The organism is Burkholderia sp. Ac-20379, assembly GCF_017104645.1.
GTDB lineage: Bacteria > Pseudomonadota > Gammaproteobacteria > Burkholderiales > Burkholderiaceae > Burkholderia.
This window is the reverse complement of sequence record NZ_JAAGPF010000228.1, coordinates 1-11,682: the sequence shown is the minus strand read 5'-3', so window position 1 is coordinate 11,682 and position 11,682 is coordinate 1. Positions and strand designations below refer to the sequence as shown.

11 protein-coding genes are annotated in these 11,682 nt (G+C 67.8%); 6 read left to right on the top strand and 5 right to left on the bottom strand.

Going from position 1 to position 11,682, the window contains the following annotated elements:
• The first annotated feature begins 128 nt into the window (after positions 1 to 128).
• From nadE to G3N92_RS23700, 3 genes are all read left to right on the top strand, one after another.
• Positions 129 to 983 (top strand): ammonia-dependent NAD(+) synthetase, encoded by an 855-nt coding sequence (nadE, locus tag G3N92_RS23710; RefSeq protein ID WP_206130019.1) that lies wholly within the window; start codon positions 129 to 131, stop codon positions 981 to 983.
• A gap of 40 nt (positions 984 to 1,023) precedes the next feature.
• Positions 1,024 to 1,662 (top strand): LysE family translocator, encoded by a 639-nt coding sequence (locus G3N92_RS23705; RefSeq protein ID WP_206130018.1) that lies wholly within the window; start codon positions 1,024 to 1,026, stop codon positions 1,660 to 1,662.
• Between the two features lie 265 nt (positions 1,663 to 1,927).
• Positions 1,928 to 3,100 (top strand): porin, encoded by a 1,173-nt coding sequence (locus G3N92_RS23700; RefSeq protein WP_206130017.1) that lies wholly within the window; start codon positions 1,928 to 1,930, stop codon positions 3,098 to 3,100.
• A gap of 114 nt (positions 3,101 to 3,214) precedes the next feature.
• Here the strand turns inward: G3N92_RS23700 and G3N92_RS23695 are convergent, their stop codons facing one another.
• Complete coding sequence (locus G3N92_RS23695; protein WP_206130016.1) at positions 3,215 to 4,891, bottom strand: peptidase S1; 1,677 nt, start codon at positions 4,889 to 4,891, stop codon at positions 3,215 to 3,217.
• A 155-nt stretch (positions 4,892 to 5,046) separates the two neighbouring features.
• A complete protein-coding gene (locus tag G3N92_RS23690; RefSeq protein ID WP_206130015.1) occupies positions 5,047 to 6,645 on the bottom strand; it encodes a S53 family peptidase in 1,599 nt (532 codons plus the stop codon).
• A 695-nt stretch (positions 6,646 to 7,340) separates the two neighbouring features.
• Between G3N92_RS23690 and G3N92_RS23685 the strand changes: the two genes are divergently transcribed.
• Positions 7,341 to 7,490: a hypothetical protein gene (locus G3N92_RS23685; protein WP_206130014.1), complete on the top strand. Its 150-nt coding sequence runs from the start codon at positions 7,341 to 7,343 to the stop codon at positions 7,488 to 7,490.
• Between the two features lie 54 nt (positions 7,491 to 7,544).
• A complete protein-coding gene (locus tag G3N92_RS23680; RefSeq protein ID WP_206130013.1) occupies positions 7,545 to 8,117 on the top strand; it encodes a polysaccharide deacetylase family protein in 573 nt (190 codons plus the stop codon).
• Between the two features lie 3 nt (positions 8,118 to 8,120).
• Here G3N92_RS23680 and G3N92_RS23675 read toward each other — a convergent pair whose 3' ends face one another.
• On the bottom strand, positions 8,121 to 9,077 hold the full coding sequence (locus G3N92_RS23675) for a phosphotransferase (protein WP_241014986.1): 957 nt from the start codon (positions 9,075 to 9,077) through the stop codon (positions 8,121 to 8,123).
• A 10-nt stretch (positions 9,078 to 9,087) separates the two neighbouring features.
• On the opposite strand from G3N92_RS23675, the gene G3N92_RS23670 reads away from it, so the two are divergent.
• Positions 9,088 to 9,777, top strand: coding sequence for a CmcI family methyltransferase (locus G3N92_RS23670; RefSeq protein WP_206130011.1), 690 nt, complete (start codon positions 9,088 to 9,090; stop codon positions 9,775 to 9,777).
• Here the strand turns inward: G3N92_RS23670 and G3N92_RS23665 are convergent.
• Both G3N92_RS23665 and G3N92_RS23660 read right to left on the bottom strand, forming a co-directional pair.
• Positions 9,734 to 10,960, bottom strand: a complete 1,227-nt coding sequence (locus tag G3N92_RS23665; RefSeq protein WP_206130010.1) for a glycosyltransferase — start codon at positions 10,958 to 10,960, stop codon at positions 9,734 to 9,736. The two genes, G3N92_RS23670 and G3N92_RS23665, sit on opposite strands and share 44 nt — an antisense overlap.
• 7 nt (positions 10,961 to 10,967) lie before the next feature.
• Positions 10,968 to 11,682, bottom strand: a 715-nt coding sequence (locus G3N92_RS23660; RefSeq protein ID WP_206130009.1) for an asparagine synthase-related protein, incomplete at its 5' end; no start/stop codon positions are given.

Below are 11,682 nucleotides of genomic sequence, written 5' to 3'. Positions count from 1 at the left end.
GTTCGGGCTGACCGGCGCGCGCAGGCTCGGCACGGGCCGGCAGGCAGCGGGCCGCGCTGCGCCGGCTGCGCGCGATTCCGCTTATGATGCGCGTCTGACCTGATTCCGTTCCGGAGAGCCAACCCGCCATGACCCGTCCCGATTACGCCGCGCGCCAGCGCGCGATTGCCGCCGAACTGCAAGTCGCCCCGAACTTCGACGCCGCCGAAGAGGCCGAGCGCCGCATCGCCTTCCTCGCCGACTACCTGCGCTCGACGGGCTTCACCACCTACGTGCTCGGGATCAGCGGCGGCGTCGATTCGTCCACGGCCGGCCGCCTGGCGCAACTGGCCGTCGAACGCCTACGCGCGAGCGGCTACGACGCGCGCTTCGTGGCGATGCGCCTGCCGTACGGCGTGCAGCGCGACGAGGACGACGCCCAGCGCGCGCTGGCCTTCGTGGCCGCCGACGAAAACCTGACGGTCGACGTCAAGCCGGCCGCCGACGGCATGCTGGCCGCCACCGCCGCGAGCGGCCTGACGTTCCGCGACGACGCCCAGCAGGATTTCGTGCACGGCAACATCAAGGCGCGCGAGCGCATGATCGCGCAGTACGCCGTGGCCGGCGCGCGCCGCGGCATCGTGATCGGCACCGATCACGCGGCCGAATCGGTGATGGGCTTCTTCACGAAGTTCGGCGACGGCGGCGCCGACGTGCTGCCGCTGGCCGGCCTGACCAAGCGCCGCGTGCGCGCGGTGGCGCGCCACCTCGGCGGCGCGGACGCGCTCGTCATGAAGGTGCCGACCGCCGACCTCGAGGCGCTGCGCCCGCTGCTGCCCGACGAAACCGCCTACGGCGTGACCTACGAGCAGATCGACGATTTCCTCGAAGGCAAGCCGGTGGACGATCACGTGTACGAAACGGTGCTGCGCTTCTACGACGCCTCGCGCCACAAGCGCGCGCTGCCGTACACGATGCTCGACTGGCCGGGCGCTGCGCGCTGAGCGCGCGTTTGCTTACCGTTTCCCTGCAAGGAGGTTCGGCATGCTGATCGATTGGCACGCGGTACTGGCGGTGCTGTCCGTCTACATCGTCGGCGTGGTGATTCCCGGCCCGAACTTCGTGGCCGTGGCGCACAAGGCCGCGTCGTCGACGCGCGCTGCCGCGCTCGCCATGGTGGGCGGCATCGTGACGGTCAACCTGTTCTGGGCGAGCTGCGCGATTCTCGGCGTCGGCATCGTGTTCACGACGTTCCCGTGGATCGCGCTGGCCGTGAAGTTCGCGGGCGCGGGCTATCTGATCTGGTTCGGCATGCGGCTCGTGCTCAACGCGAAGGCGGCGTCGGGCATCGACGCGGCAACCGCGCGCAAGCAGGCTGCCGCCGGGCCGGTCGACCATCGCCGCGCGTACGTGCAGGGCGTCGCGACCAATATCGCGAACCCGAAATCGATCGCGTTCTTCGCCGCCGTGTTCGCCTCGGCCACGCCCGCCCACGTCACCTGGCCCACCTTCGGCGCGATGCTGTCGATGGTGCTGGTGGCATCGTCGTCGTGGTACGGCTTCGTGGCGATCGTGCTCTCGCACCCGGACGTGGCCGCCGCCTACCGGCGCGGCAAGGCCTGGGCTGACCGGATCTGCGGCGGCGCGATCGTCGCGCTCGGCGTGCGCCAACTGGTGCGCTGAGCCGCCTGCCGGTGCGCTCGCGCACCGGCAGCGCGAAGAAAAACCGCACGTCAAGCAGTTCGAAACCTAAATACAACGAAATATCCCGGCCGCTCCGCGTCGGTTTCATGAAATCCCTTCACCGTCAGGCGCCTGACCGGTTCTTGCATCGAGCGGAACTCTGAGTTTCAGCGTTCCGCCCCGACAGGTTTTTCCCGCTACCTACACTCCGTCATCCGTCGCACAGGCGGCCCGGATACGACCACCTCTCAGGAAGGGATAAAACATGAAAACCACACCGATCCAACGCACGATCCTCGGCATCGCCGCAGCCGTGACCTCGCTGTTCGCGGTCGCCGCGCACGCGCAATCGAGCGTCACGCTGTACGGCCTGATCGACGAAGGCCTGAACTACACGAGCAACGCCGGCGGCCACTCGGCCTACCAGATGGCGAGCGGCGACACCGGCGGCAGCCGCTGGGGCCTGAAGGGCAACGAGGATCTGGGCGGCGGCAACCATGCGGTGTTCGTGCTCGAGAACGGCTTCAACATCAACAACGGCAAGCTCGGCCAGGACAGCAGCGAATTCGGCCGCCAGGCTTACGTTGGCCTGTCGTCGGATCATTACGGCACGATCACGCTCGGCCGCCAGTACGACATCACGATCGATCCGCTCAGCTACACCGCGCTGACGGCCGCCGGCAACTGGGGCGGCGACATCGGCACCGTGCCGTTCGACAACAACAACGAGGATTGGGATTTCCGCGTCAACAATTCCGTCAAGTACGTCAGCCCGACCTGGAACGGCCTGACGTTCGAAACGATGTACGGCTTCAGCAACAGCACCGGCTTCTCGAACAACCGCCTGTGGGGCGCCACGCTGAACTACCAGAACGGCGGCCTGACGGCGGCGGCTTCGTACCTGCGCATGAACAACCAGGGTTCGACGGCCACCGGCGCGGTCACCTCGGGCGACCTGTTCAACGGCGCATCGCAACAGACGATCGGCGCGGCCGTGTCGTACCGCTTCACGAAGGTTCAGGTGGCGGCGGCCTACTCGCACGTCGACGTCTACTCGCCCACCAGCAACGCGTGGCTCGCCAACAGCACGCCGACCAACGGCGCGGCCTGGAATGCCTGGAAGTTCGACAACATCGAACTGAATTCGCAGTACTACTTCACGTCGGCGTTCTGGCTCGGCACCTCGTACACGTTCACGATGGCCCACCTGCACTCGCAGAACGGCAGCTACGAGCCGAAGTACCACCAGCTCGCGATGATGCTCGACTACGATCTGAGCAAGCGCACCTCGCTGTACGTGCAGGCCGCTTACCAGCACGCCATCAGCGCGCATACGGGCACCTCGTTCGACTACGCGCAGGTGATCGACGCCTCGGCCGGCGCCTCGTCGAGCATCAACCAGACCGTCGTGCGCCTGGGCATGATGCATCGCTTCTAAGCTGCGTCCCGCAGCGTCGCGCCCCGGCGAACGGCCGGGCGCGCGAATGCGACAAAGCCCGGCCGAATCCCGGCCGGGCTTTGTCGTTCAAGGCTTCGCGCGGCGCGAGCGGAATCAGCCGCCGCGCTTCTTCGCCTGCAGCGCGCGGATCCGCATCACCGCGCCCGAATCGCTCACCGTGTGGTCGTACATCGCAGACAGATCGCGCTTGAGCGCCGTGCGCGAGCCGCCGTCGAGATACACCATGTGCCCCGACGGATAGAAGCGCGCCGACAGGTTCTTGCGCACGTCGGCGTTCTCCAGCGGCATCTGCTGCAGATCGAGCATCGTCTGATAGAACGGCGTGACGAAATCGTAGAAGCCGTTCGCCGACAGCACCTTCAGGTCGGGGTTCAGTGCCATCACGGCGGCCAGGTCGCCGGCCGTGTAGAGCACCACGTTGCCCTTCGCGTCCACGCCCACCTCGGCGCCGGTCGGATCCTTGTGCTTGAAATCCCAGTTCGCGAACGCCTGATCGTTGAGATCGGTGAACGCCGAATTCGACGTGTATTTCAGTTGCTCGTTCAGATAGGCGTTCCACATCGCCGTGTACACGCCCGTGACGGCCGTCATGGTGGGATCGTTGCCGCCCGAGTTCGGATCGATGTTGCCGGCGATGCCCGACGAGATCGCGGTCACGCGCCCGTCGTACGAACCGAGCGACAGGCCGCGCGCGCGCAGCAAGGTGGTGAGGAATACCGAATTGCCGCGCGCGTCGTAGCCGGCCACGTCGAGGCTCCATGACAGCAGCGTGGCCGTGTCGATGCCGGTGTACTCGGCCAGCTTCTGCACCACGGCCGCGTCCGTCTGCGGAAACTTGCGCAGCGCGTCGAGATAATCGGTGCGCGCGAACTGCGCGACCTCTTCGGCGAACGCGCCGAGATCGGTGGGCGTGGGCGACACGCCGAGCTGCTTGTGATACCACGCGTCGGCCGACGCCGTGGGCAGCGCGCCCACCGGGTTGCCGGCCTGCTTGTAGTCGAGGATCGACGATTGCAGCGTAACGCCGTTCAGATCCACGCCATCCTCGTGCAGCTTGTAGGCCAGCACGCAGGTGCGCGCCGTGCCATACGATTCGCCGTACAGATATTTCGGCGAATTCCAGCGGTTGTTCTTGGTCAGGTAGCGCTTGACGAACTGCTTCAGCGAATCGGCATCCTCGTCGACGCCCCAGAAATTGCGGTTCTTGAACGGTGCCACGGCGGCCGAGTAGCCGGTGCCCACCGGGTTCACGAACACCAGATCGCTCTTGTCGAGCAGGCTGTCGGGGTTGTCTTCCATCTGATACGGCGCGGGCGGCGTGAAGCTCGGCATCGCGGTGCGGATGCGGCGCGGCGCGAACGAGCCCAGCAGCACGAACACCGACGACGAGCCCGGCCCGCCGTTGTAGAAGAACGTGACGGGGCGCGTTTCCTCCTTTTGACTGTCCTGCGTGAACGCCACGTAGAACAGCTTCGCGTTCGGCTGCGAGCTGCTCGGATCGACCGTCACGAGATGCCCGGCCGTGGCCGTGTAGGCGATCCGCTTGCCGCCCAACGTGAGCGTGTGGTGCGTGACCGCCGCGCCCTCGCCGATGTCGGTCACCGAATCGTCCGGGCCGTTGCCGTAGGCCACCGGATCGAAGAACGGCTCGTCGCGGCCGCGCGCCAGCGCGACCGGATCGACGCCTGGCGGCACGCCGTGCGAGTTGTGGGCGCCATGTTGCAGCGGGAATGTGCCGCCGCTGGACGAAGTTCCTGATTGCTTGCTCATCGTGCCGCTCCTTCTGGTTTTATCGAACGTGCCTGAATGAACCGCTGACTGCCTGAACCTGCACGCCGCCGCGCCGTGGTGGCCACCACGGCGCGGCGTGGCCGGCGTCTCCCGATGCCGGCCGTTGCGTGCAGCGTGTTGCTTCGCAATACCGGCTACTTGCCGTTGCCCGCGCCGCTCGCACCTGCCAGCGCCGCCGCGACCTTCGTGCCATCGGGGCTGCCGAGCCCCGTGCAGGCGTCCCAGCCCGCCGCGGCCGCGAACGCGCCGTTGTTGCCCTGCGTGATGTCGTGCAGCGCCGCGGCCTGCGCGTAGAGCTTCGGATTGACCCAGCCGGCCGGGCTGCCCGCCGCCGCGTTGATCCGTGCGATCAGCGCGGCCCACAGCGGCGCGACGGCGCTGGTACCGCCGAGCACGGCCGTGGCGCCGGCGATCAGCACCTCGTAGCCGGTGGTGGGCGAGGCATCGCCGGCCACGTCGGGCACGCCGCGCTTGGTCAGCGGCGTGCTGCCGCCGCTCGTCTGCTTCGCCGAAAGGCCCTTCTGCCATGGTGGCGCGTCGAACACCGCGCTGATGCCGCCGCCGCCCGCGCCGCCGCTGGCCGCCTCGTCGTTCCACACCACTTCGCGGCGGATGCCCTGCCCGGCCTGCGCGTCGAGCGTGGTGCCGCCGCAGGCCAGCACGTAGGGGCTGGCGGCCGGGAAGTCGACGTGGTTCCGGCCATCCTGCAGGCCGTCGCCCGAGCCGCTGTCGCCCGACGCCGCGCACACCGTCACGCCGAGCGAGGCCGCCGCCTTCAGCACGTTGTTGAAGGCCTGCATCGATTGCTGCGTCCACGACGCTTCCGGGCCGCCCCAACTGATCGACACCACCGACGGCTGGTTCTTCGTGTCGTGAATCGCCTGGTTGACGGCCTGGATGAAGCCCGAATCGCTGTTCGGCGAGAAGTAGACGGCGATCGTCGCGCCGGGCGCGATCGCGCCGGCCACCTCGATGTCGAGCGCGACCTCGCCGTCCGGGCCGTTCGGGTCGCCGGTGGGTGCGTTGCGGCCGCCCGCCACGCTGACATCCACAAGCTTCGGATGCGCCACGCCGAGCTGGTCGAAATACGGCGCGATGTCGGCCGCGCGATAGCCGCCGCCCAGTTCGATCAGCGCAATGCACTGGCCCGCGCCGTCGCCGTCGGGAAAGTTGTAGATCGAGGCCAACTGCACCGGCGTGTACGACGTGCTGGCACCGGTGCGCGCCGGCTTGAACGGCGGCCGGAAGCGGAAGTGCGGATGCGCCTGCGGGCGGGTATCGAGGCCGAGCACGGCCGTGACGGCGTCGTGCAGTTCGTTCGGCAGCGCGATGTCGCCGGTGCGCGCGCGGAACGTGCCGACCGCATGATGTTCGTACTGCTGAAGCTTGACGCCGAACGCGTTCTCGAACTGCGCGACGGTGCCGGCCAGCTCCACCACGCTTTCTACGGGATCGACGCGCTCGACCGTCAGTTGATGCTGTTTCGCGAAGGCTTGGGTGTGCGCGATATCGTCGTCGCGGGCGGCGAAGCGCTTGGCGAAATCGTCGCGCGACACCGGTTTTGCCGCCGCATCGCCGCTGGCGAGCTGGTCGACGAGCGCATCGAGCGCCGCCTGCCCCTCGCGCCGCAGCATCACCGTGACGTGAATCCGTTCGGCCGGATCGCATGCGCCGACGCATTTCGATTCGGTGACGACTTTCGGCTCGTTGCCGGCATGTAGATGCCTTGCCATGTTGTGACCCTCCAAGGTTCCGTGTTGCACGGTCTACGGAAAATCCGACCTGACCTGCCGCATGCGGTTCCGGCAGGTTGCCGGCGTCCTCTCATTGACGCCGGATCGATCGATCAGAATAAGAACGGCGATTCGAGTGTAAATCAGCGGCGGCATTTTCGTACGCGCGCATTCGCGCTTTGCGCCCTTGCTGGAAGCAACAAATGCAACAAACCGTTGCTATCCCGATTGATCGGAAAACGCTATTTCGGAGGGGTTTCATCCGAGCGCGATCGATTCGAAAAATCGATTCGTTGCGTCAATCCGGCATTCAACTTTTTGCAGATTTTTTGCTTGCGCTTTGGCGATTTCTTTAGGCATTTACGCGTACGCAACATGAATGGAATTTGAAAGGATGATGCTTCATGTGCGCTCGCCGCAAACGATCGGGTGCGATCGAATCGGCGTCGCCTGCGACCAATTGGCGCATTTATAGAAACGTTTTCAGCGATAGTTACAGGTTTCGTAATACGTTAAGATTTCGTGAAAATTTACTGTCATCTTTCTTCGAAGGCCGTCATAGAATGTGTCATTTATGTGACGGATATCTGAATGTCATGCGCTGTGCAGCGTGCGAACAATTAAATCGAACCGGCCCGCATGGCGAAGCGCATTCGGCGTTATTGCCCGATGATCCGCTGAGGAAATTACGGCCGATGTTCAAAACGCCGGTTCGCATCGCGCATTATCGTTGCGCCGAATGCGGCACCTGGTGGCTGCACGAAACCAATCCGCGCAGCGAGGCCGACAGCGGCTGGATCCTGATCGGCAAGGAAAAGAGCCTGCTCGTCCCGCAGTGCGAGTAACGGCCGGGCCCGGCTGCGTTATCGTTCCGGTTCCCGCCACTTGCCGCGCGCGCCATGTCCTTCCACCTGAGTTTCGACGACGGCCCCGGCCCGTCCACCGCCGCGCTGCTCGACGTCCTGCACGCCGCCGGCTGCCGGGCCAGCTTCTTCGTGCTGGGCAAGCAGCTTGAAAGCGCGCTCGACGTCGCGGCGCGCATCGTGCGCGACGGCCACCAACTCGGCAATCACACCTATACCCATGCACGCGCGGGCGAACTGAGCGACGCGGCCCTGACCGGCGAGATCGCGGCCACCGACGCGCTGATTCGAGAGGCTCACCGGCTGGCGGGCGTGCCCGCGCCCGATGTCGTTCCGTTTCGTTTGCCTTATGGTTGGCAGCCCGACGATTGCCGCGCCGGCGTGCTCGCCCGCCTGCAACGCGAGCACACCGGCTGGACCGCGATCCTCAACGATTGGCAACGCCCGGCCCCGGCGCCGCAGGCGCTGTGCGACGCGATGCGCACGCACGTGGCCGCATGCGCCGCGCTGCGGCAGCACGCGCTGTTCTGCCTGCACGACGGCTCGCGGCACGGCGAGCCGCGCCCCAACACGGTCGAGGCGGTGCGCCTGTTCCTGACGGCGGCCTAGCCCCTAGCCCGCCATCAACTGCCGCCAGACGCCGAGAAACCCCATGCCCGCGCCGGGCGTCCACAAGCCGCGCTGCGCCGCTTCGAGATGAATCAGCGTCTGGTCCGCGCAAAACAACCGCATCAACGCCTCGCGGCGCGCCGCGATCCAGCCGGGCGCGGCATCCAAGCGCGCCGCCGCATAGGCCTGCAAACCCGCATCCCAGATCGCGGCATCGAACACGAAGCGATCGTCGCGCAGCGCGTCGCGCGACAGCGCGAACAGCGCGAACGCCGCTTCGAGCCAGGGCGCGCCCTGCCCCGCGTCGTCGAAATCGAGCACGCCGCTCACGGCGTTCCCCGCATAGAGCAGGTTGCCGGCGTGATAGTCGCCGTGCAGCCAGTGCGCCGGGCCGGTCAGCCAACCCGTTGCGGACACCAGATGCGCGCCGATGCGCCCGATCAGTTCGTCGTACTCGCTATCGAGCGTGCCGGGCAAGCCCGGCCGCGCACGCGCCGCCACGCGCGCATGGCGCGCGGCCAGCCAACCGAGCGGCGTGGCCTCGGGCGCCGGCAGCGCCGCCAGCGCCGTATGCAGGCGCGCCAGCACGCGCATCGCGTCGAGCGTGCCGGCGTGCGCGTCGGCGGGCAGGCCCGGCACGCCGTCGATCGTTTCGAACAGATGCAGCCAGCGGCCATCGGGCAACTGCACGCCGCGTTGCCCGTCAACGGCCGGAATCAACACCGGCAGCGCGGGCAAACCGGGCACGGCGCGCAGACGCTCGAGCAATGCCGCCTCGCGCCGCACCTGCTCGAGCGGCTTGCCGGCCCACGACACGCGCAGCACCCGGCCACCCGCCTCGCACGCCAGCCGGAACGTTTTGTTAGTATGGCCCGACGGCTGCGCCGCCAGGCGCACGGGCCCGGTGCGCCAATACCGTTGAAGCAAGGGTTCGAGCGTTTCCACGTCACTCCTGAGCATTGCACTGACCATGTCCGACCGTATCTCGGCCCGCATGCGGGACATCAATATCGCGTGGCTGACGCGCGCCGCCGAATTCAACCACCTGTTCCAGACGCGCTGGCTCGGCGAGCGCTTCTTCCATCTGCCCGGCGACATGCTCGCGATCCAGGAGCTCGTGTGGCGCGAGCGCCCCGACCGCATCGTGCAGACGGGCATCGCGGCCGGCGGCGGCGTGGTGTTCTCGGCGTCGATGCTCGAACTGACGGGCGGCGACGGCCGCGTGATCGCCATCGAGCCGCGCCTGCGCGACGACGTGCGCGCGCAATTGCAGGCGAACCGCCTCGCCCATCGCATGACGCTGATCGAAGGCGATTCGTGCGCGGACGGCACGCTCGCCGCCGTGCGCGCGCAGATTCCCGACGGCGCGCGCGTGATGGCGATTCTCGACCTCACGCATACCCACGCGCACGTGCTGCGTGAGCTCGAATGCTATGCGCCGCTCGTCACGCCGGGCAGCTATGCGATCGTGATGGACACGATCATGGAATACCTGCCCGCCGAGATGTTCGACGGCAAACCCTACGGCCGCGGCAACAATCCGGCCACCGCCGCGCAAGCGTTTCTCGATGCCGACCCGCGCTTCGAGGCCGATTTCGACATCGAGGATCGCGTGATCATGACGCTGTCGCCCGGCGGCTTCCTGCGGCGAGTGCGCTGATCCGGCGTGCGGCCTCGGCCGAGCCGTCGCGCGCGTAGCTCTCGCGGATCCGCGCCACGCGCTCGCGCACGCCGCCCGGTTGCAGCACCCGTTCGATCGCCGCGCGCAGTTCCGACACGCCGTCGCGCTCGAGATCGATCCGGCAACCCGCGCCGGCCTGCTCGACGAAATGCGCCGAATGAAACTGGTCGTTGCAGAACGGCGAGAGCAGCATCGGCACGCCGCTGGCGAGCGCCTCCATCACCGAGTTCGCGCCGCCGTGGCTGATGAACGCGTGCGTGCGCTGCAGCAGCGCGAGCTGCGGCGCGTAGCGCACGGCGATCACGTCGGCGTCGCTGACGAGCGCGCCGTGCTTGCGCCCCGGCCGCCAATCGGAATCGATCAGTTCTCCGATCGACAGCACCAGTTGCGCGGACGTGCCGCGCACCGCCTCGGCCACCTTGTCGAACAGATCGGGGTGGTAATACAGCTGGCTGCCGAGCGACATGTAGACGAGCGGGCGCGCCGGATCGAGCCGTTCCCATGGGAACGCCGTCTCGTCGCCGCGCGGGCCGGACGGCATCGCCGGGCCGACCAGCGCGACGCCGGGCGGCGGCGCGCCCACCAGCGCCTCGGTCGTGAACGCCAGCGTCAGATGCGGCGAGAGGATGTCGCAGCCGCGAAAGCGCGCGGTCAGCCCGTAACGCGCGAACAGCGCCTCGCGCTCGGGCGCGAGCCAGCGCACGGTGCGCAGCAGTTCGGAATCCAGATCGTCGGGCAGCACCGGGTTCAGCGAATTCGACATCGCCACCCACGGCAGCCCTTCGAGCTCGGCCGCGATCGCCGCCGCGTACAGCAGCGGATCGATCACCACCACCTCGGGCCGCCACTCGCGCAGCACGGCGCGAATGCCGTCCACCTGCTCGGGCGCGAGATCGATCAGCAGCGTGCGGATCCAATGGCGCAGCCAGTCGGCGTCGCGAATCTGCTCGGCGAAGCTCGCGCCGCGCGACAGGTCGTGGCGCTCGGGAATCTCGCGCGGCCCGAGAAACGCGAAGCCGCCCGCGCCCGCCAATTGCGCGCCGATATCGACGGGCGCGTAGAACGCCACCTCGAAGCCCGCGTCGCGCAGATGCTGCGCCGGGCCGATGCAGGGATTCAGGTGCCCTTTCTCGGGCACCACGCAGAACAGGATGCGTGTCATGAGCGGTTCAGGTGGAGCGATGCGAGGCATCGAGATGATCGAGGATCAGCGCGAGCGTGGCCCACAGCACGCGCTCGGTATCGGCTTCCAGCGCGGGCGCGGGCAGGCCGAGCGAAGCGGCCAGCGCCGGCGTGCGGGCGCGGTCGAGCCAGGCCGACAGATCCATCGCCGGGGCCAGCCGGCCGCGCTTCGGGCCTGTCACGAGGCGATCCGGCAACGCCAGGCGGCCGCCCAGCTCGCGCAGGCAGTGCTTGTCGGGATCGGGCGCGAAGCTGGTCAGGTGCGCGACCACCGCATCGTCGACGAACGGCGGCGCCAGTTCCACGCCCGCCGCGTCGAACAGCGCATGGCACAGCGGCAGATAGTTGGCCGACTCATCGCGGCGCAGCACCTGATCCGCGCCGTCGCCGGTGATCGCCAGCGCGATGCCGTCGGCCGCCATCGCCTCGGCCAGCAGCAGCTTGGCGACCGGATGCAGGTTGAACATCGGCTCTTCCACCGCATGCGTGGTGCGCGGCAGCGCGGCCACGAAATCGGCCTCGCTCGCGCGCACGATCTTCACGTCGGCCTGCATCTGCCCGGCCAGTTCGAGCGCGGCATCGAGCTCGCAGTAGTCGGGCATATCCGTGGCGAGGATGTAGGACGTCACCTGCCGATGCGCGCCCAGCTCGCGCAGCAAGGCCAGCAGCAGCGCCGAATCGAGCCCGCCGCTCAGCGCCAGG